This window comes from Microbacterium mcarthurae (assembly GCF_046064585.1).
In the GTDB taxonomy this organism is placed as follows: domain Bacteria; phylum Actinomycetota; class Actinomycetes; order Actinomycetales; family Microbacteriaceae; genus Microbacterium; species Microbacterium mcarthurae.
Genome location: NZ_JAROCE010000002.1, coordinates 197004 through 220849 on the forward strand (window position 1 = coordinate 197004; position 23846 = coordinate 220849).

The following is a 23846-nucleotide window of genomic DNA, read 5'->3' on the forward strand; positions in this document are numbered from 1 at the left end:
AGTGTCACTTTACCCGGGACTCAGGATCGCAGCGAACGACCTCGACGCCAGGAGCGCAGCCGCACCGGATGCGTACGCACCGCGGCGGTGGACACGCCGTCGGCCAGGAGAGCGACCTCGTCGGCACTCCACCCGTACTCAGCCCGCGCCACCTCGGCCAGTGTGACGACCGCGTGCGACAGACTCACCTCGACGCCGCGGGGCACGTCGACGGCGTCGGGGTCGAGGGAGCGAGCCGCGGCGCGCAGATCGCGCACCAGACCTCGAACCCGGTCGGGGCCGTACGCGGCCGAGGCGAGCCTCCAGTCGCCGATGACGACGATCGCTCCGGGGGCCCGATCCCGACGCGCCTGCGGCGACGGATCGCTCGCCGTTCGCAGCTGCAGCACGGCCACTCCGAGCGCCAGCACGACCAACCCGCCCACCACCGTCGCCGGGACGAACGAGAACATCGCGGCATAGAGTCGCGATCCCCACCCCGCGACCGCGGCGACGACAAGACGCAGGACGGAGAAGACGGCGTAACCCCCCGATGCGAAAGCGATGATCCGCATCGCCGAGGCGGGCAGCGCCAGCGACCGCGCCGCGACCCACGCGCACGCCGCGCAGGTCGCCGCGAGAACCGCGACCTTCACCCCCAGCGAGCCCGGCAGAGGAACGAAAGCGGTGACACCGGCGACACCGATGGCGAGGAGGAACGCAATGATCGACGGCCACAGGAACGCCGCCCCGTCGAGCGTGCGCACCGCCACGAGGAGCAGGAGCGGGACGAGCACCATGCACATGTCGCCGACCGCGAGCGAGGCGACCCCTCCCCCGCTCCCGTACACGAGGTACAGCACGCTGGCGCCGACGGCGGCGATGCCCGCGGCGGCGACGAACCGCAGGAACAGCGTGAGCGTCCCCGGCGTGCCGAGGTGGAGCATGGTCACGATGAGCACCGCAGCGACGACCGCGACGCTGATGACGATCAACGTGAGCAACAGTGCCACAACGCACGTCTCCCCCCGCTGGTCGCCCCGGGTACCCGGTCGCGCGGCCTACAGCGTAGCCCGCACGCCCTCGATGTCGGGCCGCGTTCACCCGATCCATAACCCCATCGTTCGGTCGCGCGTTCTAGGCTCGAGGGATGCCCTTCCACCTCGAGCGGGTCGCGCTCGACGATCCGCGCGCGGTCGCACTCCGCGGCATCCTGGACGCCGATCTCGACGAACGCTACCGCGACGCCGACGCCGACGACCCGCCCGGGATGGCCGAGGAACGGGCGGCGGCGTTGGCCGTGCACGGCGACGACGTGATCGCGACCCTCCTCGCGGTGGATGCCGACGGCACCGCGATCGGGCACGTCCTGCTGCGCCGACTCGGGGAGGAATGGGAGCTCAAGCGCCTCATCGTCACGGCCGCAGCACGCCGACGCGGAGTGGGTCGCGCCCTCACCGACGCCGTCGTGTCGATGGCGCGTGACGGCGGCGCACGCCGGGTGATCCTGCAGAGCGGTCGAATGCAACCGGAGTCCCTCGCCCTGTACGTCGCGGCGGGCTTCACACCCATCCCGGTCTATGAGCCGTACATCGCGACGATGCCGCGGTCGCTGTGCTTCGAACGGGTGCTCTGAGCGCTCACCCCCCGACGAAACGGAACGCCCCCGTCGTCACGGCGGCGGTCAACGCCGCTGCCATGAGCGCCACCGCACCGAAGAGGGCGGCGCCGTCGCGGGGATGCAGCCGCGACGGACGGGCCCACGTGCGTTCGGCGGGGGCGCCGAATCCGCGGGCCTCCATCGCCGTGGCGAGGGTGGTGCCGCGGCGAACGGCGAAGACGAGCAGCACGAACGCCATGGAGAGGAAGCGGCGGAGGGCGCCGCGGTCGCCGAGTCCGCGCGCGCGACGCGCGAGCGTCATGGTGCGCCAGTCGTCGACGAACAGCCCCACCGTCCGCGCTCCGGCGAGCACCCCGAGCACGAACCGTGCGGGGAGCTTCGCCACCTGCGCGAGGGCGTCGGCCAGCTCCGTCGGGTCGGTACGTCCGAAGAGCAGGATGGTGGGCAGCCCCAGCGCCAGCACCCGGACGAGCACCGCGCCCGACAGGGCGATGGAGTCGTCACTGACCGTGGCGAACAGGAACGTTCCGTACACCGTGCCGCCGGGCTGCGCGTAGAGCAGCATGCTCAGCGCGGCGACGGGAGCGAAGACGGCCACCGGGATCATGCGACGCAGCACCGTGGCGTAGGTGAGTCCGGTCAGCGGCACGCACAGGAGCTCCAGCACGACCGCGGTGGCCGCGCTGACCGCGTCGAGCGTGACGAACAACGGCACCGACAGCGCGAGCGCGATGAGGATGCGCGTGACCGGGTTGACCCCGTCGATCCAGGCGACGGAGCGGTCACGAGACGTGATCGTCGCCGTCACGCCGCACCCGCCAGTGTGACGCGGTGCTGGCCCAGATGACGGACGACATCGGCATCGTGCGTGACAGCGATGACGCTGCGTCCTCGCGCGATCTCCCGCTGGAGCAGGCCGACCAGCTCGCTCCACCCCCGGCGGTCCTGCCCGAAGGTCGGCTCGTCGAGCACGATGATCTCCGGCGACGACGCCAGCACGGTCGCCACCGACAGACGGCGCTTCTGCCCGCCCGAGAGCGTGAAGGGGTGCGCCTCGGCGAGGGATGCCAGGTCGAGCCGCTCGAGCAGCTCATCGACGATCGCGTCGACCTCGGCCGCCGGCATCCGCAGCGCCCGGGGGCCGACGGCGAGCTCGTCGCGCAGCGTGGTCGCGAGGAACTGGTGCTCGGGCTCCTGGAACACCGTGCCGATGCGGGTCAGGAGCTCGGTCGAACGCCACCGCGACGGCCGCCGCACGCCCCGCGCGGCGAGGCGATCGGCCGCGACGACCTCGCCGTCGAGCTCGGGCAGGAGTCCTGCGAGGGTCAGCGCCAGCGTCGACTTTCCGGCGCCGTTGGGTCCCGTCACCACGGTCCCCGCCGCCTCCGGCACGGCGACGTCGAGCCCCGAGAGGACCGGCGCCCGCCGCTCGCGACCGATGGCGAGGCGCGTCGCCTGCAGCGAGGCATCCCTCGTCGACGACACCGGCGCGAGCACGGGGAGGTCGACCGCGCGTCCGGGAACCCACACCCCTGCCGCGGCGAGTGCGTCGCCGTGCTGGCCGAAGACCCAGGCGGGCGGTCCGTCGGCGAGGAGCCCTCCCCCCGGGGCGAGGACGACGACCCGCGTGACCATGTCGGCCCACACCGCCGTGCGGTGCTCGATGAGCACGAGGGTCGTCTCCTCGCGCGCGACCACCCTCTCCACCGCCGTACGCACCTCGCGGACACCGTCGGGGTCGAGGTTGGCGGTCGGTTCGTCGAGCAGCAGCAGGCCCGGTCGCATGGCGAGGACGCCCGCGAGCGCCAACCTCTGCTTCTGTCCGCCGGACAACGCCTTCGTCGGGCGATCCAGGGGCACGTCCAGTCCGACGGATGCCAGGGCCTCGATGACGCGGCCCGGAATCTGGTCGGCGGGCACACCGAGGTTCTCGCACCCGAAAGCGACGTCGTCGCCGACTTTCGAGAGCACGACACCGGCCTCGGGGTCCTGCAGGACGAGGCCGATGCGACCGCGCTGCGCCTCGGGCGCGGCACCGTCGACGCGGATGGCACCGGTGGCTTCGCCCTCGTCGCTGCCGCCCAGGAGACCGGCGAGCCCCGCCAGGAGCGTCGTTTTCCCCGCACCGGAGGCCCCGAGGAGAAGCACCCGCTCACCGGGCTCGATGGTGAGGTCGATGTCTCGGGTCGCGGGAAGACGCCGGCCGGCGTACCTCCACCCCCAGCCGTCGACCTCGACGCGCGCGGGATGCGGCATCAGACCTCGCGGCGGCGTTCGCGTCCCGCGGCGAACCGGCTGAGCGCGCCGCTGGCGGCGAGACCCCGCACCAGCAGCCACCCCACGACACCCGCGAGCACGGCGCCCGAGACGACGAGTGTGCCGAGGTACAGGAGGTTGAACTCGAGCGTCTTCAGGATGTTCGGCGAGCTGCCCCAGAAGAACTCCAGCACCCACGCTCCGACTCCGGCGCCCACCCCGGCGAGCATCGCCACGGGAAGAGTGAAGCGCAGGTAGAGGAAGGCGAGGAAGATCAACTCCGCGCCGAGGCCCTGGGCCAGGCCCGAGAAGATCGTGCTGATGCCCCAGACGTTGCCGATGAGGGCGGACACGATCGCGGCGACCAGTTCGACCAGGAGCGCCGCGCCGGGCTTGCGGATCACGAGGCCCCCGACGACGCCGCCGAGGAGCCAGATGCCGACGGCGATGCCGCCGAGGCCGGGCGTCAGGCCATCCATCGCGGCGAACCACAGGCCGCCGACGGTGTTCCAGCCCCAGAAGATCAGGCCGATCGCGACACCGAGGACCGCGGCGACGACGATGTCGACCACCCGCCACCGGAAACGATCGGACGTGACGACGGCGGGCGCCGTCCGGGCAGACGTGGACGTGTGCATTTTCTCTCCTCCCTGCGCCGGCATGATCCGGATCAGGTTCGACGGTCGAAGCGTGGGTCGCTTCCTCTCAGCCCGGCTCACCGGACTCCCGTGGTTGTGGTTCCCGAGTATAGAGCCGTCACCGGGGTAGCGTGGGCGGGTGCACGACCAGACCCCGGCCACGCGGCGCGAGCTCCGCGCCGCCCAGGCCGATCGGTCGACGGCGACCGGGGCGGAGGAGCCGGCAGCGGCGTCCATGCCAGAACTGGCGCGCACCCCGGCCCACCCCGACGGGCCGGCCCCCGCCGGAGATGTTTCCGCCGCACACCTCCCGGCCCCGGAGGCCCCCGCCGCCCCCGTCGCGGACGCCCCCGCCGCCTCCGCCGCAGAGGCCTCCGCCGCCCCCGTGGCCTCCGCCGGAGAGGCCGCTGCGCCGTCCTCGGAGCGCGTCCTCATCGGTGGCCCGATCGCTCTGACGTGGGTCGATCCGGTCGCGGCGACGGCGCCGCGTTCCGCGCCCGAGTTCGCGCTGACACCCACCGGCCCGCGCTCCCCCGACCTGCTCGCGGGTCGCCGCCGCCGCGCCCTCCGGCCCGGCACCGTCGCACCACCCCTGTTGCTCATGCTGCTGGTCGCGGTGTACGCCGCGGTCACGCTGCTGTGGCCGCTGAACGCCGTCGTCCCGCGCATCCAGCCGCTCGTCGTGCAGCCGATCGCCGCCCCCGCCGCCGAACCGGCGTGGCCCGGGCAGGGCGAAGCAGCCATCGCGGTGCAGGGCATGCCCGATGTGCTGTCGTCGGCGAACGCCCCCGAGTCGATCGCGAGCATCACCAAGGTCGTGACCGCGCTGCTCGTGCTCGAGCGCCTTCCCCTCGCGCCGGGCGAACAGGGGCCGACGTACGCCTTCACGCAGGCCGACAGCGACGACTACTGGCAGTACCGGGCCCGCGGCGAGTCCTCGCTCGACGTCCCGGTTGACGGCACACTCACCCAGCTGCAGATGCTGCAGGGCATGCTCATCGCGTCCGCCAACAACTACGCCCAGCGCCTGGCATCCGATATCTGGCCCTCGAACGCCGATTTCGTCGCCGCAGCCGACCGGTACCTCGTCGAGCGGGGGATCACGGGCATCACGATCGTCAACCCGACCGGCATCGAGGCGGGCAACACCGCCACCCCGGCCGCCCTCATCACGCTCGCCGAGAAAGCACTGCAGAACCCGGTGATCGCCGAGATCGTGCGCACCCCGGAGCTGTCACTGCCGGGGGCCGGATCCTTCCGCAACGGCAACCCGCTGCTCGCCGACCCCGGCGTCGTGGGCATCAAGACCGGGACTCTGGATGCCTGGAACCTGCTGTCGGCGAAAGACCTGACCGTGGGCACGACCACCGTGCGCGTCTACGCCGCCGTCCTCGGACAGCCCGGGCCGGAGTCACGCGATCAGGCCAGCCGCGACCTCTACGCGCGTCTCGCCGAGGAGATTCAGTTGCGGACGTCGGTGCCCGCGGGAACCGTCGTCGGTCGCGTGTCGACGCTGTGGGGCGAGGACGTCGCGCTCGTCACGGCCGAAGACGCGCAGAACGTGCTGTGGAACGGCGCGGCCGCTCAACCGGGAACGGCCCTCGACCTCGGTGAGGCCCGCGACGCGGGCGCCTCGGTCGGGGAGCTCGTGCTGACGGGACCCCTCGACGCCGACACCGTCGACGTGCAGCTCGAGACCGACATCGACCCACCGAGCCCGTGGTGGCGACTCACGCACCCGCTCGACCTCTTCGGCCTCAACGACTGAGAGTCGACCGGCTGCGGTGCGCCGATACCCCGCGAGCGCCGCGGCCTCCGGGGGATCCGGCACACCTCCTCCCCATACTTCGGGAGACCTCATCCATCCCCAGAAAGGCAGGCGGACCGGGGGTAATGTCGGAGGCCGTCGCTAGCATGCACACATGTACTCCGATCCGTCCTCCGCGGCCCCGGCGGGCCTGTCTGCGGTGCTCGCGGAGGCCCTGCGGACCGGTGCCGAGCTGGCCGCTGCGGAGGCGGCCCGCATCCGCGCTCTCGCCGCGGCCGGGCACCTCGCACTCGACGTGATGGCCGATCGACGGGAGCACGCTCGAGCCTCCGAGATGGCGCTGCGCGAGGTCGCCTCCGAACTCGCCTCGGCCGAGTGCCTGTCCGATCGCACGGTGCAGTCCCAGATCAGCCACGCCATGACCCTGGTCGACGACTATCCGCAGACCCTCGCCGCCTGGGAGGCGGGCGTGATCACGCGTGCGCACGTCCACGCGATCATCGACGTCGGCTCCCCCCTGCCTGTCGAGGCGCGCGAGGAGTTCGACCTGCTCGCCGTCGCGACCGCCGACGGGCTCAGCCCCGGCCGGTTGCGCTCGCGCCTCGCCGCCCTCGCCGAACGCCTCCAGCCGACCACGCTGAGCGAACGTCACCGGCGCGGTCGCGAGGCACGATGTGTCCGCATCGTCAGCGGGCAGGACGGCATGTCCGATCTGGTCGCGACGATGCCGACGGTGCTCGCGGTCGGCATCTACGACCGCCTCACCCGGCAGGCCCGGGCTGTCATCGACGCGCGGGACGAGGCCTCCGAGCCCGGCTCGGACGAACGCACCATGGCGCAGCTTCGCGCCGACATCCTCGCCGACGTTCTGTTGACCGCCGCCCCCGATGCCGACCCCACCCGCACCGACGACGGACCCGGCATCCTCGGCGGCATCCGCGCGCGCGTGCAGGTCGTCGTCCCCGCGCTCACCCTGCTCGCCCCCGAGCGAGAGAACAGCGATCCCGCCGAACTCGTCGGCCACGGCCCCCTCGACGCCGACACCGCGCGTGCTCTCGCCGAGGCGACCTCGCTCCCCTGGGACCGAGTGATTACCCATCCCGTCTCCGGCGCCGTTCTCCACACCGACACCTACCATCGCACCACCGCGATCGACCGGTTCCTCCGCGCCCGCGACCGCCGCTGCCGATGGCCCGGTTGTACCGTGCCCGCCGTCCGCGCCGAGGTGGACCACACCCACGATTACGCGCTCGGCGGTCCGACCGACGTCACGAACCTCGCGCACCTTTGCCAGCGCCATCACAGCCAGAAGCAGTTCACCCGATGGAGGGTCCGGCAGCTGCCCGGTGGGGTGCTGGAATGGACCTCCCCCACCGGCCGCACCTACACCGACGAGCCCCTCGCCTACTCGCCGGCCGTCCGCTTCGTCCCCGACGATCCCGCCCCGCCCGAACCGGGTGAAGAACCCGCACCCTTCTGACACGTCGTGCTCGTCTCGACGTTGCCCGCGCGCGTCCGAGTGGACGACGAGACACCCTCCGTCGTGCTAGCGTCGCCCGCAGTGACACGGGGTGCCCTCTGGGGCTGAGAACACACCCGTCGAACCTGATCTAGTTCGTACTAGCGAAGGGATGTCGCGAATGGTCGTTCGCACGTCGTCGTCTCCGTCCACCGCCCTGGCCGAGCTGAGGGCGACCCCGCCGCTCGTGCAGTGCATCACCAACACGGTGGTGACGAACTTCACCGCCAATGCGCTCCTGGCGCTCGGCTCCTCACCCGCGATGTGCGACATCCCCGGCGAGGCGGGCCTGTTCGCCGGGATCGCCGGGGGCGTGCTGGTGAACCTCGGCACCCCGACCGCCGAGCAGCGCGACGCCGCGCGCGAAGCCGTCGCCGTCGGGACGCCGTGGGTGCTCGACCCGGTCGCGGTGGGCGCCCTGCCCGTCCGCACGGCGCTGGCCCACGAGCTGCTCGCGTCACGACCGACGATCGTGCGCGGCAACGCGTCGGAGATCCTCGCCCTCGCCGGGGCGGGCGCCGGCGGTCGCGGGGTCGACTCCACAGACTCCCCCGAGGCCGCGCGGGAGGCCGCCCGATCCCTCGCCGTCCGCACGGGCGGGACGGTCGCGGTATCGGGTCCGGTCGACCTCATCGTGGATGCCGAACGCACCGCGCTCGTTCCCGGCGGCAGCGCCCTGCTGACCAAGGTCACCGGCGGCGGCTGCGCCCTGGGCGCCGCGATGGCGGGACTGCTCGCGGTGACCGACGGCTTCACCGCCGCGACGACGGCGAGCGCGATCTGGGCCGTGGCATCCGAGCGGGCCGAGGTGGCCTCGAGAGGACCCGGGTCCTTCGCGGTGGCATTCCTCGACGCCCTCGCGACCCTCGAGCCCGCCGAGCTCGACGGGCGGGTCACGGCGTGAACACCATCGACCTGTCGCTGCACCTCGTCACCGACCACCGCCTGCCGTTCGCGCGTGTGGTCGAGGTCGTCGATGCGGCGGCCGGAGCCGGCGTCGGCGTCATCCAGTTCCGCGACAAGACCGCGAGCGGACGTGCGCTGTTCGATCGGGCGACCGCTCTCGCCGATGTGATCGCCGGCCGAGCGGCGTTCGTCATCGACGACCGCGTCGACATCGCCCTCGCGGCCCGCGACGCGGGCGTGCGCGTCGACGGGGTGCACCTCGGCCAGAGCGATCTCCCCGTCGCCTCCGCCCGTCGCCTGCTGGGTACGAAGTCGCTCATCGGATGGACGGCGAACACCCCCGAGCACTTCGCAGCGGCCGACGCGCTGCCCCCGGGCACGCTCGACTACCTCGGTGTCGGCGTCATCCGGGCCACCTCGACCAAACCCGACCACCCGAAACCCCTCGGCGTGCACGGTTTCGCCGCGCTCGTGGCATCCACTGTCCTGCCGTGCGTCGCGATCGGAGGGATCGGGCTGGACGACATCGCCGCGCTCCGGCGAGCCGGGGCCGCGGGCGTGGCCGTCGTCTCAGCGGTGAGCGGTGCCGACGACCCCGCCGCGGCGAGCCGCGCGCTACGCGAGGCGTGGTCATGATCCCCCGCGTCCTGAGCATCGCCGGAACGGACCCGACCGGGGGTGCCGGCATCCAGGCCGACCTCAAGAGCATCTCGGCGTTCGGCGGATTCGGGATGGCCGCCGTGACCGCGCTCGTCGCGCAGAACACCCGCGGCGTGCGCGAGGTGCACGTGCCGCCGACCGAGTTCCTCAGGGCGCAGCTCCGGGCGGTCAGCGACGACGTCGTCATCGACGCGGTGAAGATCGGGATGCTGGGTTCGGCCGAGGTCGTCGCGGTCGTCTCCGCGTGGCTCGCCGAGGTGCGGCCGCCGGTCGTCGTGCTCGATCCCGTGATGATCGCGACGAGCGGTGATCGGCTGCTCGACGCCGACGCCGAGGCGGCCGTCCGCGATCTGTGTCGACTCGCCGACCTCGTGACCCCGAATCTGCCCGAGCTCGCGGTCCTGGTGGACGAACCCGTCGCGACGGATTGGGACACCGCGCTCCGGCAGGCACGAAGCCTCGCGACCCGCACCGACGCCGCGATCCTGCTCAAGGGCGGCCACCTGCGGAGCGCGGACAGTCCGGATGCCATCGTCGACGCGACCGGCATCCACCCGGTGCCCGGCCGCCGGGTCGACACCCCGCACACGCACGGCACGGGCTGCTCGCTCTCGTCCGCCATGGCGACGCTCGCGGCGCACGGTCTGGACTGGTCCGCTGCGCTGGAGCGCGCGAAGCCGTGGCTCACCGGCGCTCTCGAACACGCCTCCGGACTCCACGTGGGGCGCGGCAACGGCCCCATCGACCACTTCCACGAGCTGCGGCCGCACCTCGATCTCGGCTCCTCGTGGAGCTCCGCCGCGTGGACCGAGGCGGCGCCGGTGCGCGCCGACGTCGACGATTGCGCCTTCGTGCGAGGGCTGGCATCCGGCGATCTCGATCGTGCGGCGTTCACCTGGTACCTCGGGCAGGACCTGCTCTATCTGCGCGAGTACGCCCGCGTCCTCGCCCGCGCGGCGGCGCTCGCGCCCTCGACCGAGGAACAGCGCTTCTGGGCGTCCGCGTCGGCGTCGTGCCTCGCCGAGGAAGCACGCCTGCACGAGAGCCACGTGGATGCCACCGGCCTCGAACCCGCGGCGGATACCACCGCCTACACCGACCACCTGCACGCCGTGTCGGCGAGCGGCTCCTACGCGGTGCTGGTCGCGGCCGTGCTGCCGTGCTTCGTGCTGTACACCGACATCGGCGCCCGCTGGCGCGGCACCTTCGCCCCCGACCACGCGTACGCCGACTGGCTCACGGCGTACGGCGACGAGGTGTTCGCGGCGTCATCGACCGAGGCGTCCCGGATCGCGGATGCCGCCGCCCGAGCGGCATCCCCCACCGTCCGCTCCCTGATGTCAGCCGCGTACGCCCGGTCGATGCAGCGGGAGCTGGCGTTCTTCGAGGCGCCGCTGAGCGCCTGAACATTCCCTCCGCCGTCAGCCGAAGGCGAGCTGTCCGCGCACGATCGAGTCGCCCGAGTGGGTCGGATCACCGTCGACCGGCTCGTCCGAGATGTCCACGAGCCGGTACTCGTTCAGATCGACGCCCGCGGGGATCGTGAAGGTTCCCTCGCTGCCGGCGAGCACGCCCAGGCTGACCAGCGCCGACGCGTCGGCGGTGATGAGCCACACCTCGTGGTAGCCGTTCGGGTCGTTCGGGGCGTCCAGCGTGACGGTCACGGTGTCGCTTCCCTCACGGTCCCGGTCGACGACCGCCGATCCACTGGCACCGGGGTGGTCGGGCAACGCCTCCAAGGCGGCTTGCGCGATGGGCGTGGGGGCGAGCTGACGCACGAGGGCCCACGAACCCACGCCCAAACCGACCAGCAGCGCGAGGGATGCCGCCAACACCCAGGACGCACGGGAAGCGGATCGCCGGCGCGTCGAAGGACGCCTCGACCGGCGCGTCGCCGTGTCCACCACGGGGGTCGACAGGGTGTCCCGCGGCGGGGCAGATCCCGGCACGCCCACCGCGGGAGGCGCCACGACCGCTCGCGCCTCGTCGCTCAGACGCAGTTCGTCGGCGATACGCGACCAGACGGCGGCATCCGGTGTCTCCAGCTCGCCGACGTCGATGGTCGCGCGTCCGACGGTGACCGCATGCCGGAGGAGCGAGAGCTCGCTCCGGCATCCCGGGCAGTCTTCGATATGGGCGCGGTCTTCGGCCGACGCCACCGACTCGCCCATCGCCATGAGAGCGAGGATCTCCGGTTCAAGATGCGACATGGCTCACCTCCAGACGGGCTTTCATGCGGAGCAGACTGCGACGTATATGACTCTTCACGGTTCCCAGGGGCATGTGCAGACGGTCCGAGATCTCCTGGTGAGTGAGGTCGTCGAAGAAGGCGAGGCGCATGACGCGTCGGGCGTCCGGCTCGAGGCATTCAAGCTCGCGCGCCAGGAGGATGGTCTCACTCAGGTCGATCTCCGGCCCAGGGATCTCATCGGCCGCAGCGGTGCGCTGCAGTTGCTCGTGCAGCGCGCGGATACGCGCTCGCGCTTCGTGCGTGTCGGCGATGCGGCGTTTGGCGATCGCGATCAACCACGTGGACAACTGCGCCTTGGACGAATCGAACGTCGCGCGCGACGTCCACGCGGACACGAACGTCTTCTGGGTCACGTCCTCGGCGTCGGCGCGATCCCCCAACGAGCGCAGCGCGAAGGTGTACACCACCGGCGACCAGCGACGGTAGATCTCCCCCAGCGCACTCTCGTCTCCGGCGCGGAAGCGCGCGTCGAGGGCCGATTCGGCCCGAGCCGACTCCTCACCCATGAGCTCGCCCCCGGTCATGACATCGGCGTCGCGACCAGGACGACGTTATCGCGGTAGCTGCCGGTGGAGGCGTCGAACTCGCCCCCGCAGGTCACGAGGACGAGCGCGGCCGGTCCGGTCCGGGCGAAGAGGGCATCCGTGTCGAGGTCGGTCTTGGCGTAGTAGGTCACGGTCTGCACGGACCACCGGGATTCCACACCCGCTTCGGACACCACCCGCACCTCGGCACCGGCGGGCGCGTCGCGCAACGACGCGAAGGGGCCGATCGGGTAGTCGGGCGAATCGATGTGCGCCGCGATGACGGTGTTGCCGCTTCCCGTGCCGGGCTCGGGACCGAAGCGATACCACCCGCCGATCGCGGGGTCCTCGGGGATCTCCATGAAGCCGACGTCGTCGACGCCGACGGGCACGATGGGAACACTGATCCCCAGGGCCTCGATGGACACTCGGGCAGGAGGGTCGGATGCCGCAGGCGCTGGCGTGGCCGCCGAGCGGGGCACCTCCACCGTCGCCGTCGGCCGGGGAACCGGCGTCGACGAAGGAGTCGACGACACCTCGGCCGCGGGAGAGGCGGCGGGCGGAGCCGGCGACGAGCATCCGGCGAGGAGCAGGACGGCCAGGACAGCGGGAAAGAGACGTTTCACGGAGCTCACCTGAAGGGACGGGCGCCGGCCGCGGGGCGCGCTGGGAGACGCACCCCGCGACCGGACAGTTAGGACTGGACGCGGCGGCGGCGCACCATCACCGTCGCGGCGACGCCGCCGGCCAGCACGAGCGCGAGACCGGTCACCCAGAGGGCCTGGTTCGTGGCATCCTGCTGCGCGGCGTAGCCCGCGGTTCCGGAGGGGACCCCGCCCGGGTTCGAGTGCGCGGTCGTGATCTCCTGCACCGCGAGGGCGAGGTTGCCGTCTTCGGCACTGCCCCACGCGTAGACGACGGTCAGGGTGCCGTCCTTGATGGTGACGTCCGTCGGCCCGAGGACCGGATCGGTGGTTCCGGCGAGCGCGACGGCCGCGGACACGGTGCCGGCGGGGAGGTTGAGCGTCGCCTCATTGGGGTTCTCCAGCCCTTCGACGACGGGCGAACCACCCGCCAGCACGTCGACGGCGGGAGCGGCCGCCGTGTGGCGGACCGTCAAGCGGCCTTCGCCCGCCTTCGTCGCGCTGATGTCATTGGTGAAGTTGTTGAGCGTGGGATTCCCCGAAGCGTCCAGGTTCGCCACGGCGGTGTAGCTGGAGTTGGCGGCCAGGTTGAGGGTGACGGGGCCGAGAACCGGTGCGCTGTCGTCGGCCGCGTCGGCCGCGGTGATCGCGACGACGTGCTCGCCGGCGGGCACATCGAGCGGGCCCGCGAGGGTTCCCGGGGTGAAGTCATCGAGGGTGAGGGCGCCATCGACGTAGACGTCGACGGTCAGACCGGGGATCGCGTGCAGGACCGACAGGTCTGCACTCGATGACGAAATGGCATGAGCGGGCAGGGCGACACCGGCTGCCAGCACGAGGCCGGTGGCGATCCCGGCAGTGAGAGTCTTACGCACGATTTCCTCCTTGGCGGGGGGCGGTGGTCCGCCCGTTGTGGAGTTGTTCCGCCGGAGACCGTGTCGCGGATGCACCCGCACCAGAATTTTCGGGTCCAGGGCGAGGACGAGCGTCAGACGTGACGGACGCGCTGCTGCAGGCGGGTGCGGATGTCGAACAGCTCGGTCCCGCCGACCTCTCGGGCGCCCGGGATGCCACGGCGCAGCAGCGTCGTGAGGGCGCTGCGGGTGACGAGCGCCACCGGGGTGCCGCGTACTTTGCCGAGTTCGGTCACGGCATCGAGGATCGCGTCGTCGGGAAGGACGACCATCGCCCCGCTGAACCGCACACCCGCGGCGCGCGCGATGACGCGGGCCCGGGAGACCAACTGCGTCACGGGTGCCCCGATGACGTTCGGTCCGCTGATCTCGCCGCGGCGCACGCCGACCGGTCCGCCGAAGTCCTCGCTCAGCATCGCGTACAGGCCGCTCGGCCCGAGCACGAGATGGTCGACCTTCTGCTCGGGGTCGACGCCGTCGCGATCCGCGAATACGTCGTGCCACACCGTGTAGCCCATGCCGAGGTCGGCCACCAGCCGCGCGGTCTCCTCCTCGGCGAGCGCGTCGGCGAGGATGTGCCGGATCTCGGGCGGTGCCGAGCGCACCAGCGCCGGGTCGTACGGGTCGGTGATGTCGACGCCGCGCCCCACCCACTCGCGGATGAGCGACAGGTACCTCTCCCGCCGCCACCCGCCGGGCTGCCCGTAGGCGCGCGCCCGCGGACGGGTGTCCGGACGGGACGGGGTGGATGCCGCGCCCCCGCCGCTCCACTCGGATGCGGCGTCCCCTCGGCCACGGTCGTACGCCGCGCGCGCTTCGGGCGTGCCCACCAGCTCCCACGCGCGTTGCACCTGCACGAACAGCGCGGCATCCCCGCCGGTGTCGGGGTGCGTCTCACGCAGCCGCACGCGATAGGCGCGCCGCAGACCTTCGTCGTCGATATCGACGTCGACGCGGAGCACCTCGTATGCCGAGAGCGACATGGGGCTGTCGAACACGTCCGTCATCCGTTCTGCCGCTCGGGCGCGGCGACATCCAGGCTATCCGCCGCCGTCTGGGCAACGCCCGGGATGCGCCCGAGGTTTCGCTGACGGCGGCACAACTCCGGCAGATGTGCGGGCGGCCCCCGTCGCAAGATGCCGGCGCATCGGTTCTGCAGGAGCCGTGCGGACGGACCGACGTCAGCGTCGCTCGTTGCGACGGGCGTAGGCGGCGGCATCCCGGCTCGAAAGGGCGAGGAGCACGAGGATGTCGAGGCTCACCGTGACGAGGGTCGTGCCGACCGTGATCTCCTGCCCGAGCTCCCACCAGCCCACGAACGCGCTCACGATCGAGACCGTCGACACGAGCATCACCAGGACGCGGGCGACGTTGCTTCCCCGCAGCAGCAGGATGCCGAACACCGCCTGGATCACCGTGATCACGCCCAGGATGCCGAAGAACACCCCCGCGCTCAGGCCGAGGTCCGAGAGGGTCAGGGTCGGCTCGGCCCCGGATCCGTCGGCGGCGCCGGCGACCGCCTGCACCCACGGCGGCAGCTCGAACGCGACGGTGAGGCCCCACACGATGCCCGCCGCCGCGCGCAGCAGCACGAGCACTCCGCCCGCGACGGTGGCAGCAGGGCGGCGCATCGCGGGGTCGTGCGCGACCGGCGCGGCGAGGGGTTCGAACGCCGCCCTCTTGCGGGGATGCTTCTCGGTCACGGCCGCACCTCCCCCGGGCCGCGGGGGCCGACGGCATCCCTCTGTCCCGTCGCAGGGAGGAGCGTCAGCGGGTCGACGCCGCGCGCGTCGAGGATCGGCAGGTCGCCGTCGGTGGAGATGGTGTCGCCGCCGCCGTTGCGCGAGTGATAGCCGGTGGAGAAGTCGCGGATGACATCGAGGGCCACCCCGGGCACGGTCTGCACGGTGGCGACGATGTGGTCCCTCTCGATGTCGGTGTCGGCGTCGATGCGGTGCGTCACCTGCAGCGTGAACAGCGAGAGGCCGACGGCGCGGTCGAACGTGCCCGCGGCCAGCCAGTCCACCCTGCGCCCGCCCGGGAGCAGCCACCCGTCGGGACAGCGCCACAGTCGCACGTGGTGCCGCTGCGCGGGCGACCCGGCAACCTCCTGCTGGTACGCGAGGTCCTGCATGCGGCCGAACAGGAACAGCGGGCTGACCGGTGCCGTGGGGTAGCTGCGTCGGCGGAGCGTCGAGGCCACGATGCGCCACGACGAGGCCAGGCTCACGGGGTCGGCGCGGATCCACCCCGCCGCGGCCATCACGGCCTCGATCTGCGCGCGCTCGCCCTGAAAGGCGAGGTTCACCGGGTCGCCGAGCAACCCGTCGGACGTCCGCGTGCGCCCCATGAAGTAGTCGGGGACGTAGATCGCGGTCAGGATGCGATGCAGCCGCGGCAGGACGAGGTACGCCAGGAGCCCCCAGAACACGATCGCCATGAGGATGCCACCCCACCCGATGGTGAAGGTCTGGGTGAAACTGAGGTACGCGAGCCACACGGCCGCGAGACCCGCGAAGACGAAGAAGAACCCGTCGAGCAGCCGCCCGACCGACCACCGCCGCGTCCTGCGCCCGTTCATTCCACGGTCACCACAGTGCGGGGCTCGGCTCGTAGGCGAATGCCTCGGCGACACGTCCGGGAGGCAGATCGGCGCGGTGCGCGGGCGACCAGGACGGCGAGCGGTCCTTGTCGACGAGCTGCGCCCGGATCCCCTCGGCGAGGTCGGGCTGGGTGGTGGCGAACCACATGACCAGACCGTACTCCTGCGCGAGGGCGGCGCGCAGCGACGGCAGCGCCCGCGCCCGACGCACCGCCTCCAGCGTGACGGTCACGGCGGTCGGGGCCGACGCCTCCAGCAGATCAGCGGTGGCGTGCGCCTCGGGCTCCCAGCGCTGGCGGAGGCGGTGCAGGATGCCGTCGAGGTCGTCGGCCGAGAAGGCATCGTCGATCCACAGACGCCACGTCTCGAGGTTCGACCGTTCCGGGCTCTCGTCGAACAGCAGTACGAGCTCGGTGGGGCTCGACGGATCGGCGCGGTACTGCAACGCCTCCTCCAGAGCCGAGAGGTGGGCGACCGGCACGAGGTGGTCGGCGAAGCCGGCGTACAGCGCGTCCGCGGCATCCATGGTCGCTCCGGTGAGCCCTAGGTACTCGCCCACCCGGCCGGGGGCGCGCCCGAGGAGCCACGACCCGCCCACGTCGGGCGTGAAGCCGATGCGCGTCTCGGGCATCGCCAGCTGCGACCGCTCGGTCACGATACGGATACGCGCGTGCCCGGCGAGTCCGATGCCGCCGCCCATCGTCACGCCGTCGGCGATCGCGACGATCGGCTTCGGGTAGGTGGCGATGCGGTGGTTCAGCGCGTACTCCTCGAGGAAGAACGTGTGCACCTCGTCGGTGCGACCGGCGACCACGGACTCGTAGAGCGCGCGTACGTCGCCCCCGGCGCAGAAACCCCGGTCACCGGCACCGTCGAGCAGCACCAGGTCGACGTCGGAGTCGTGCTCCCACCGGTCGAGCGCGATGGCGATGCGGCGGATCATGCCCACGTCGACGGCGTTGATCGCACGGGGGCGGTTCAGGGTCAGATGACCCACGCCGCGCCAGGCTCGCGCCAAGACCTCGTCGTCGTCGGATCGCTGTGCGTTCACGCTGCCACGTTACACAGAGCGCGAGATGTGTTTTCGGCCTCGGATCGGGGAGGATGGGGAGAACGCCCGCCGAACGAGAGGTCCTCGATGCCCCAGGGACAGGTGCTGGAATTCTCCGGGCTGACCAAGCGCTTCGGCGCGGTGTCGGCCGTCGACGGGTTGACCGCGCGCGTGGAGCCGGGCCTGGTGACCGGCTTCCTCGGCCCGAACGGCGCGGGCAAGACCACGTCCTTGCGCATGCTCCTCGGACTCGTGCGGCCCACCTCCGGTTCGGCGACCATCGGCGGCCGCCGTTACGCCGAGATCGAGCGCCCCCTGCAGACCGTCGGCGCCGCGCTCGAGGCATCCAGCTTCCACCCGGGCCGATCGGCCGCGAACCATCTCAAGGCCTACGCCCGCGCGGCGCGCCTGCCGCTCTCACGCATCGACGAGGTGCTGGGGCTCGTGGGTCTCGCCGACGTCGCCGGACGACGCGTGGGGGGCTACTCGCTCGGCATGCGCCAACGCCTCGGACTGGCCACCGCGCTGCTGGGCGACCCGGGCGTGCTCGTGCTCGACGAGCCATCGAACGGACTCGACCCCGAAGGCATCCGCTGGATGCGTTCCCTCTTGCGCCACCTCGCCGAAGAAGGACGAACGGTGCTCATCTCGTCGCACCTGCTCGCCGAGGTCCAGCAGACGGTCGACGCGCTGCTGATCATCTCGCGGGGCCGCCTGGTGTTCCAGGGCGGCACCGAGGATCTCGCCGACCCCGATGAGTACTCCACCGTCGTCGACTCGCCGGACCGCGAGGCCCTGTCGCGTCTGCTCGACGAGCGCGGCATCGAGTATCAGCTGCTGCGCAACGGCTTCACCATTCGGCATCACGAGCCGGTGGAGATCGGGGCGGTGGCGGCCGGCGCCGGCGTCGCGCTCTCGCACCTGCAAAGCAAGGGCGCCAGCCTCGAGGACATCTTCCTCGAACTCGTCAGCGGCGTCCGGACGCACGCGAGCGCAGCCGGCCCCATCGCGGCGATGGATGCCACGCCCCCGACGCCAGAGCCGAGCAGCACCGCGCCCGCCGCGCCCGCGGCTGCGATTGCGGCTACGGCTGCGCCCGCGCCGTCGACCGACCTCGTGCCGGTCGTTCCCGCCGCGCGCGACGCCGCTCCCCCGGCGGAACCCGATCCGACGGAACCCGATCCGACGGAACCCGATCCGACGGAACCCTATCCGACGGAGCCCGATCCCGGTCCGCGCCCCTCGTACGCCGTGGCCTCGACCGGCGTGATCGACATCGTTCCCGCCACCGGGGCTCGCAACGACGACGCGGAGGTGTCGCGATGAGCCTGGTGGCATCCACTCGGTCCGAGTACACGAAGCAGTTCAGCACCGCCGGCTGGTGGGTGCTGGGCATCGTGCTCGTCGTCTACGTCGGTTTCACGGCGGGAGTGCTCGCGCTCGCGTTCGGGGGCGTGGCATCCGGGGCGCTCCCGGGGGCGCAGGGCCCGACGCCGCCCGCCGACGATCTGGCGCCGCTGGTCTACAGCTCGGCGAGCGCCGTCGGATACGTCTTCCCGCTCCTGGCGGGGACGCTCATGGTCACGACGGAGTTCCGGCACAAGACCCTGACCCCCACGTTCCTGGCGACGCCGCGGCGCGGTGTCGTGCTCGTCGGGAAGTTCGTCGTCGGGATCCTCGTGGGACTGCTGTACGGCGTGGTCGGCTCGTTCGCCGCGATCGGCGCGGGAGCGGGGGTGTTCGCGGTGTTCGGGCTCGACACGCAGCTCGGCTCGTCCGACACGTGGGTGCTCGTGGGGCGCATGCTGCTCGCCTTCGCGCTGTGGACCGTCGTGGGCATCGGCGTCGGGACCGTCGTCCGCAATCAGGTGGCGGCGATCGTCATCGTGCTGGCGGTGACCCTGTTCATCGAGCCGATCGTGCGGACCATCGCCGGTGTCGTCGACGGCCTCGACGCGGTGGCGCGGTGGTTCCCCAGCGCCGCGAGCGACGCGCTCGTGGGGCAGACGATCTTCGGTGCCGTGGGCGCCGGCGGCTCCGAGCAGCTCGAGTGGTGGCTCGGGGGCCTCGTGCTGCTCGGCTACGCCGTGGTGCTGGTGGCGGTCGGCCTCGTCACGACCTGGCGCCGCGACGTCGACTGACGTCCGGGCGGCGGGGGCGCGGGCGGGTCAGGAGACCAGGTCGGCGACGTCCTCGGGCTCGGATGCCACCTCGAGGCGCAGCGCCTTCAGCAACGCCACGCCGTGCTTGGTGGTCAGGACGAGGCGTTCGAATTCGTCGTGGCCGCGGAGGTCGATGACGACGCTGGACTTGCGGCGGCGGATGATGACGAAGTCGTTGCCTCCCGCCGACTTCCACGTGCCGGCCGCGACGGCGACGGGAAGGTTGGTGCCGGGGTTGGGGACGCCGCGCAGCCAGGTCCACGCGTCGTCCGTGAGCTGCACGCGGTCGATCGTGGAGCGCGGCACCACGATGTTGCGCTTGCGGAACGACAGGGCACGCTCGGTCGGCGAGAGCACGACCTCGAGCTGCGTCTGATCGAGCAGCAGGGTCACCATGGCATCCATCCTGCCAGCGGAGGCGGATGCCGTCGGCCCCGGCGCCTCACGAGAGCGCAACGATCCGCGGCGGGTGCCGCCTCGCGGCCGGGCCCCCGCCGCGCGGCCCCGATGTCGGGGCGGAGGGATAGCCTGGAGCGATGAGTACGGGCAGCGCTGCGCCGCAGGCCGCACCGGCCCGGGGCGTCTCGATCGACGACCTCCTCGCGCGGGTGCGCGACGGGCACCGGCCCGACGTCGACGAGACCGAGCGGCTGCTCCACGCCCCGCTCGATGCGCTGTCCCGCGCCGCCGCCCTCCTTCGCGATGAGGGGCTGAAGCACGCCGGCCGGCCGCACGTCATCACCTACTCGCGCAAGGTGTTCGTCCCGCTGACGACGCTGTGTCGCGACCGCTGCCACTACTGCATCTTCGTCGACACCCCCGGCCAGCTCGCGCTCCTGCGCAAGCCCGCGTACATGAGCCCCGAGCAGGTGCTCACGGTGGTCCGACAGGGGCAGGCGCTCGGTTGCAAAGAGGCGCTGCTGACCCTCGGCGACCGCCCTGAAGAGCGTTGGCCCGAAGCGCGCGCGTGGCTCGATGAGCACGGCTTCGCCTCGACGATCGACTACGTCGCACACATCGCGCGCCTCATCACCGCCGAGACGGGCATGCTCGTGCACGCCAATCCCGGTGTCATGCACCCCGATGAGCTCGCGACGCTGCGTCCGGTGTCGCCGTCGATGGGCATGATGCTCGAGACCACCTCGCGCCGCCTGTACGAAGAGCCCGGCCAGGTGCACTTCGGCTCCCCCGACAAAGACCCCGACCTGCGCCTGCGCGTCATCGACGATGCGGGGGCCGCCGGCATCCCGTTCACGACCGGCATCCTCGTCGGCATCGGCGAGACGGTGCGCGATCGGGCCGAATCGCTCGTCGCCCTGCGCGACCTCGACGATCGTCACGGCCACGTGCAAGAGGTCATCGTGCAGAACTTCCGTGCGAAGCCCCGCACCGCGATGCAGGGGGCCCCGGATGCCGATATGCACGAGTACCTCGCGACGGTCGCCGTCGCGAGGCTCGTGTTCGGGCCCGACATGCGGATCCAGGTGCCGCCGAACCTCTCCGACCCGCGCGAACTCGGGCTGCTGATCGGCGCGGGGATCGATGACTGGGGCGGGGTCTCGCCGCTCACGGCCGATCACGTGAACCCCGAGCGCCCGTGGCCGCACATCGACGACCTCGCCGCGCAGACGGCGGCCCACGGGTTCGCGCTCCGCGAGCGCCTCACCGCCCACCCCGAGTACGTGCGCGACGCGACGACCTGGATCGACCCTGCGCTGCACGCCCCGGTGCGGGGACTGGCGGATGCCACGGGCCTCGCGGCCGATGTGATCCCCCGTGCCGTGAGCGCCAGCGCCAGGACCGTCGACCCCGGCGTGCTCCGCCTCGCCGAGACGGCGGCCGCCGACCCGCTCGCGCTCGACGACGCCGATTGGACGCGGCTGCTGCAGGCGACGGGCGCCGAGCTCGACGCTCTCACCGCCACCGCCGACGACGCACGCCGCTACACCGTCGGCGAGCCGGTGACCCTCGTCCGCAACCGCAACCTCACCTCGACCGGGTTCCGCCGCGCGGGCCGCAGCGGTGCCGGCGAGTTCGACCTCGCGGATGCCGAGGCGATCGCCGCGGATGCCGCCGACCTCGGTGCCACCGAGATCTGCATCCAGGGTGCGCTTTCCGCCGACGAAGACCCCACCGGGTATCTCGACCTCGTGCAGGCCGTGAAGCGCGGGGCTCCCGGCATCCATGTCCATGCCTATCGTCCGCTCGACGTGCGCGACCTCGCCGACCGCGGCGGGCTCGGGCTCGACGGTGCGCTCGCGGCGATGCGCGACGCGGGCGTCGACACGGTGCCGGGCACCGGCGTCAAGGTGCTGAGCGAGCGCGTGCGCGGGCTCGTCGCGCCCGGCGACCTCGAGATCGACCGCTGGATCGAGGGCATCACGGCGGCGCACCGCGCGGGGTTCCGGTCCACCTCGGTGCTGTTCTACGGGCACGTCGAGACTGCGGAAGAGCGCATCGCTCACCTGCGGCTGTTGCGCGGCATCCAGTCCGAGACGCGCGGTTTCGCCGAGTTCGTGCCCATCCCGCTGCCCGGCGGCGACGTTCCGCTGGTCCCGGGGCGCTCCCCGCTCGACGAGCACCGCGCGATGGTCGCCGTGTCGCGGCTGCTGCTGTCGGGCTCGATCGCGCACGTGCAGATCCCGTGGACCCGCGTGGGTCGCGAGACCGCCGCCGTGCTGCTGCGCTCCGGCGGTGACGACCTCGGCGGGACGCTCTACGACGGACGGGTGCTGCCCGACACCGGGATCGAGCAGGGCCTCGAGCTGCCGGTCACGGACGCCGAGCGCCTCGCGCGCAGCCTGATGCGACCGTTCCGTCTGCGGACGACCGACTACGGCGTTTCGCCGGTCGCGCCCACCGCCGCCGGAGCACCCGCGTGAGCGTCGTGGACGTCGTCGTCGTGGGCGCGGGCTTCGCGGGACTCGGCATGGCCGGCGCTCTCCGCCGCGCGGGCCGCGACGACATCGTGATCATCGAGCGGGCCGGCGACGTCGGTGGCACGTGGCGCGACAACACCTACCCGGGCGTCGCGTGCGACGTGCCCGCGCACCTGTACAGCTACGCCGCGCATCCGCACGCGGGCTGGTCGCAGACCTTCGCCGAGGGCCACGAGATCCAGCAGTACCTGCGGGAGGTGGCGGCGGGCGTCAGCGACCGCCTCCGGCTGCACACGCCGCTCATGGGAGCGGAGTGGGATGCCGAGACCTCAGTGTGGACCATCGATACCGGCGCCGAGACCCTCCGCGCACGCTCGCTCGTCCTCGCGTGCGGACGGCTGACCGAACCGCACGTCCCCGTCATCCCGGGCCTGGAGTCCTTCCCGGGGCCTCTGTTCCATTCCGCGCGGTGGGATCACGACGTCGACCTCACCGGGAAGCGGGTCGCGGTCGTCGGGACGGGGGCGAGCGCCGTGCAGCTCGTGCCCGAACTCGCCCAGCGCGCCGCCCACGTCACACTGTTCCAGCGGACGCCCGCCTGGATCGTGCCGCGCGGCGGCGGCGAGATCCCCGAGGCCGAGCGCGAACGCCTCGCTCAGAACCCGGGCGCCCTCGCGCGTCTGCGCGCCCAGCTCTACGCGGAGGGCGAGGCGCGGTTCGCCTCGCGCTCCGGCGACCCCGCGGCCTCCGCGGCCGCCCGTGACGCCGCCCTCGCCCACCTGCACGCCCACGTCGCCGACCCGGCCCTGCGCGCCGCGCTCACCCCCGACTACGCCTTCGGGTGCAAGCGCGTGCTGCTCTCGGACGCGTTCTACCCCGCCGTGGCATCCGACCGGGTCACGCTCGAACCCACCGCGCTCGACCGCGTCGACGGGGCGACGCTCACCGCCGCGAGCGGTCGGCAGCACCAGGCCGACGTGCTCGTGCTGGCGACGGGCTTCGCCTCGACGCAACAGCCGTACGCCGACCTCGTGCGCGGAGAAGACGGAACGCTCGCCGAGCACTGGAGCACGGGCATGACCTCGTTCGGTTCGACCGTGGTCGCGGGGTTCCCGAACCTCTTCGTGCTCAACGGCCCCAACGCGAGCCTCGGCCACAACTCGGCGGTGCTGATGATGGAGGAGCAGGCGGCGTACGTCGTCCGCGCTCTCGCCGAGCGCGACCGTCGCGCCGATCGCGTGCTGCGCGTCCGCCCCGAGGCAGAGGCGGCCTACACCGAAGAGATCGCCGCCGCCGCGGCATCCACCCCCTGGATGACCGGCGGATGCCGCAACTGGTACGTCGACGAGAGGTCGGGGCGGCTGACCCTGCTGTGGCCCGGCACCGTGCAGGCGTTCCACGAGAGACTGACCGGTACCGACGGTTCGGAGTTCGAACCCGTGCACAGCCCCGTGCGCGGCTGACGCATCGCC

Annotated in this window: 23 protein-coding genes and 2 riboswitches; of the genes, 10 read left to right on the forward strand and 13 right to left on the reverse strand. The window is 72.3% G+C overall.

What is annotated here, in order from left to right; all coding sequences use genetic code 11:
• Nucleotides 1-20 precede the first annotated feature (20 nt).
• Complete coding sequence (locus P5G46_RS07505) at nt 21-992, reverse strand: hypothetical protein (protein WP_375095115.1); 972 nt, start codon at nt 990-992, stop codon at nt 21-23.
• 137 nt (nt 993-1129) lie between these two features.
• Between P5G46_RS07505 and P5G46_RS07510 the strand changes: the two genes are divergently transcribed.
• Nucleotides 1130-1615 carry a GNAT family N-acetyltransferase gene (locus P5G46_RS07510; RefSeq protein WP_375095114.1) on the forward strand — a complete coding sequence of 162 codons (486 nt, stop codon included), beginning with the start codon at nt 1130-1132 and terminating at the stop codon, nt 1613-1615.
• A 4-nt stretch (nt 1616-1619) separates the two neighbouring features.
• On the opposite strand, the gene P5G46_RS07515 is transcribed toward P5G46_RS07510, so the two are convergent.
• The 3 genes from P5G46_RS07515 to P5G46_RS07525 all read right to left on the reverse strand — a co-directional run bounded on the left by P5G46_RS07515 (nt 1620) and on the right by P5G46_RS07525 (nt 4494).
• Nucleotides 1620-2408, reverse strand: coding sequence for an energy-coupling factor transporter transmembrane component T family protein (locus tag P5G46_RS07515; RefSeq protein WP_408905375.1), 789 nt, complete (start codon nt 2406-2408; stop codon nt 1620-1622).
• On the reverse strand, nt 2405-3856 hold the full coding sequence (locus P5G46_RS07520) for an ABC transporter ATP-binding protein (RefSeq protein WP_239278342.1): 1452 nt from the start codon (nt 3854-3856) through the stop codon (nt 2405-2407). The genes P5G46_RS07515 and P5G46_RS07520 overlap by 4 nt, the downstream gene beginning before the upstream one ends.
• The gene (locus P5G46_RS07525) at nt 3856-4494 is read right to left on the reverse strand and encodes an ECF transporter S component (protein ID WP_375095111.1); all 639 of its coding nucleotides are present in this window, start codon (nt 4492-4494) and stop codon (nt 3856-3858) included. Before P5G46_RS07525 ends, P5G46_RS07520 begins: the two co-directional genes overlap by 1 nt.
• Nucleotides 4487-4596, reverse strand: a riboswitch (TPP riboswitch). Its footprint overlaps the gene before it by 8 nt.
• A gap of 37 nt (nt 4597-4633) precedes the next feature.
• Between P5G46_RS07525 and P5G46_RS07530 the strand changes: the two genes are divergently transcribed.
• The 5 genes from P5G46_RS07530 (at nt 4634) to thiD (ending at nt 10753) form a co-directional block, all read left to right on the forward strand.
• A complete protein-coding gene (locus tag P5G46_RS07530) occupies nt 4634-6262 on the forward strand; it encodes a D-alanyl-D-alanine carboxypeptidase family protein (RefSeq protein WP_408905376.1) in 1629 nt (542 codons plus the stop codon).
• A gap of 154 nt (nt 6263-6416) precedes the next feature.
• On the forward strand, nt 6417-7742 hold the full coding sequence (locus tag P5G46_RS07535; protein WP_408905377.1) for an HNH endonuclease signature motif containing protein: 1326 nt from the start codon (nt 6417-6419) through the stop codon (nt 7740-7742).
• A 77-nt stretch (nt 7743-7819) separates the two neighbouring features.
• A riboswitch (TPP riboswitch) is annotated at nt 7820-7911 on the forward strand.
• Nucleotides 7903-8685, forward strand: coding sequence for a hydroxyethylthiazole kinase (thiM, locus tag P5G46_RS07540; protein WP_408905378.1), 783 nt, complete (start codon nt 7903-7905; stop codon nt 8683-8685). (Overlaps the previous riboswitch by 9 nt.)
• Nucleotides 8682-9323, forward strand: coding sequence for a thiamine phosphate synthase (gene thiE / locus P5G46_RS07545; protein WP_239275681.1), 642 nt, complete (start codon nt 8682-8684; stop codon nt 9321-9323). The genes thiM and thiE overlap by 4 nt, the downstream gene beginning before the upstream one ends.
• Nucleotides 9320-10753 (forward strand): bifunctional hydroxymethylpyrimidine kinase/phosphomethylpyrimidine kinase, encoded by a 1434-nt coding sequence (thiD, locus tag P5G46_RS07550; RefSeq protein WP_239275679.1) that lies wholly within the window; start codon nt 9320-9322, stop codon nt 10751-10753. The genes thiE and thiD overlap by 4 nt, the downstream gene beginning before the upstream one ends.
• 15 nt (nt 10754-10768) lie before the next feature.
• Here the strand turns inward: thiD and P5G46_RS07555 are convergent, their stop codons facing one another.
• The 8 genes from P5G46_RS07555 to P5G46_RS07590 all read right to left on the reverse strand — a co-directional run bounded on the left by P5G46_RS07555 (nt 10769) and on the right by P5G46_RS07590 (nt 17333).
• Nucleotides 10769-11557: an anti-sigma factor gene (locus P5G46_RS07555; RefSeq protein WP_239275676.1), complete on the reverse strand. Its 789-nt coding sequence runs from the start codon at nt 11555-11557 to the stop codon at nt 10769-10771.
• Nucleotides 11544-12122 (reverse strand): RNA polymerase sigma factor, encoded by a 579-nt coding sequence (locus P5G46_RS07560; RefSeq protein ID WP_239275675.1) that lies wholly within the window; start codon nt 12120-12122, stop codon nt 11544-11546. The genes P5G46_RS07555 and P5G46_RS07560 overlap by 14 nt, the downstream gene beginning before the upstream one ends.
• Nucleotides 12119-12748, reverse strand: coding sequence for a class F sortase (locus tag P5G46_RS07565; protein ID WP_239275673.1), 630 nt, complete (start codon nt 12746-12748; stop codon nt 12119-12121). The genes P5G46_RS07560 and P5G46_RS07565 overlap by 4 nt, the downstream gene beginning before the upstream one ends.
• Before the next feature lie 68 nt (nt 12749-12816).
• Nucleotides 12817-13641 (reverse strand): DUF4397 domain-containing protein, encoded by an 825-nt coding sequence (locus P5G46_RS07570; protein ID WP_239275671.1) that lies wholly within the window; start codon nt 13639-13641, stop codon nt 12817-12819.
• A gap of 113 nt (nt 13642-13754) precedes the next feature.
• Entirely contained in the window at nt 13755-14678 is a 924-nt protein-coding gene (locus P5G46_RS07575; RefSeq protein WP_408905379.1) for a DnaJ domain-containing protein, read from the reverse strand.
• Between the two features lie 183 nt (nt 14679-14861).
• Nucleotides 14862-15383: a hypothetical protein gene (locus P5G46_RS07580; protein ID WP_408905380.1), complete on the reverse strand. Its 522-nt coding sequence runs from the start codon at nt 15381-15383 to the stop codon at nt 14862-14864.
• Nucleotides 15380-16261, reverse strand: coding sequence for an LssY C-terminal domain-containing protein (locus P5G46_RS07585; protein WP_408905381.1), 882 nt, complete (start codon nt 16259-16261; stop codon nt 15380-15382). Before P5G46_RS07585 ends, P5G46_RS07580 begins: the two co-directional genes overlap by 4 nt.
• Before the next feature lie 7 nt (nt 16262-16268).
• Complete coding sequence (locus P5G46_RS07590; protein ID WP_408905382.1) at nt 16269-17333, reverse strand: enoyl-CoA hydratase/isomerase family protein; 1065 nt, start codon at nt 17331-17333, stop codon at nt 16269-16271.
• Between the two features lie 87 nt (nt 17334-17420).
• Between P5G46_RS07590 and P5G46_RS07595 the strand changes: the two genes are divergently transcribed.
• Both P5G46_RS07595 and P5G46_RS07600 read left to right on the forward strand, forming a co-directional pair.
• The gene (locus tag P5G46_RS07595; RefSeq protein WP_408905383.1) at nt 17421-18659 is read left to right on the forward strand and encodes an ABC transporter ATP-binding protein; all 1239 of its coding nucleotides are present in this window, start codon (nt 17421-17423) and stop codon (nt 18657-18659) included.
• Complete coding sequence (locus P5G46_RS07600; RefSeq protein ID WP_408905384.1) at nt 18656-19474, forward strand: ABC transporter permease; 819 nt, start codon at nt 18656-18658, stop codon at nt 19472-19474. The genes P5G46_RS07595 and P5G46_RS07600 overlap by 4 nt, the downstream gene beginning before the upstream one ends.
• A 27-nt stretch (nt 19475-19501) precedes the next feature.
• Here P5G46_RS07600 and P5G46_RS07605 read toward each other — a convergent pair whose 3' ends face one another.
• Nucleotides 19502-19891, reverse strand: a complete 390-nt coding sequence (locus tag P5G46_RS07605) for a hypothetical protein (RefSeq protein ID WP_239275659.1) — start codon at nt 19889-19891, stop codon at nt 19502-19504.
• Nucleotides 19892-20031: 140 nt separating this feature from the next.
• Here P5G46_RS07605 and cofG point away from each other — a divergent pair, with 140 nt between their 5' ends.
• A complete protein-coding gene (gene cofG, locus P5G46_RS07610; RefSeq protein WP_408905385.1) occupies nt 20032-22377 on the forward strand; it encodes a 7,8-didemethyl-8-hydroxy-5-deazariboflavin synthase CofG in 2346 nt (781 codons plus the stop codon).
• Nucleotides 22374-23837, forward strand: coding sequence for a flavin-containing monooxygenase (locus tag P5G46_RS07615; RefSeq protein ID WP_408905386.1), 1464 nt, complete (start codon nt 22374-22376; stop codon nt 23835-23837). The genes cofG and P5G46_RS07615 overlap by 4 nt, the downstream gene beginning before the upstream one ends.
• Nucleotides 23838-23846: the final 9 nt, after the last annotated feature.

Excerpts from the sequence above, each read along its gene's own strand:
- P5G46_RS07510 (WP_375095114.1), top strand. The coding sequence starts at position 1,130 with ATGCCCTTCCACCTCGAGCGGGTCGCGCTCGACGATCCGCGCGCGGTC.
- P5G46_RS07520 (WP_239278342.1), bottom strand. The coding sequence starts at position 3,856 with ATGCCGCATCCCGCGCGCGTCGAGGTCGACGGCTGGGGGTGGAGGTAC.
- P5G46_RS07525 (WP_375095111.1), bottom strand. The coding sequence starts at position 4,494 with ATGCACACGTCCACGTCTGCCCGGACGGCGCCCGCCGTCGTCACGTCC.
- P5G46_RS07535 (WP_408905377.1), top strand. The coding sequence starts at position 6,417 with ATGTACTCCGATCCGTCCTCCGCGGCCCCGGCGGGCCTGTCTGCGGTG.
- thiM (WP_408905378.1), top strand. The coding sequence starts at position 7,903 with ATGGTCGTTCGCACGTCGTCGTCTCCGTCCACCGCCCTGGCCGAGCTG.
- thiD (WP_239275679.1), top strand. The coding sequence starts at position 9,320 with ATGATCCCCCGCGTCCTGAGCATCGCCGGAACGGACCCGACCGGGGGT.
- P5G46_RS07555 (WP_239275676.1), bottom strand. The coding sequence starts at position 11,557 with ATGTCGCATCTTGAACCGGAGATCCTCGCTCTCATGGCGATGGGCGAG.
- P5G46_RS07560 (WP_239275675.1), bottom strand. The coding sequence starts at position 12,122 with ATGACCGGGGGCGAGCTCATGGGTGAGGAGTCGGCTCGGGCCGAATCG.
- P5G46_RS07585 (WP_408905381.1), bottom strand. The coding sequence starts at position 16,261 with ATGAACGGGCGCAGGACGCGGCGGTGGTCGGTCGGGCGGCTGCTCGAC.
- P5G46_RS07595 (WP_408905383.1), top strand. The coding sequence starts at position 17,421 with ATGCCCCAGGGACAGGTGCTGGAATTCTCCGGGCTGACCAAGCGCTTC.
- P5G46_RS07600 (WP_408905384.1), top strand. The coding sequence starts at position 18,656 with ATGAGCCTGGTGGCATCCACTCGGTCCGAGTACACGAAGCAGTTCAGC.
- P5G46_RS07605 (WP_239275659.1), bottom strand. The coding sequence starts at position 19,891 with ATGGTGACCCTGCTGCTCGATCAGACGCAGCTCGAGGTCGTGCTCTCG.
- cofG (WP_408905385.1), top strand. The coding sequence starts at position 20,032 with ATGAGTACGGGCAGCGCTGCGCCGCAGGCCGCACCGGCCCGGGGCGTC.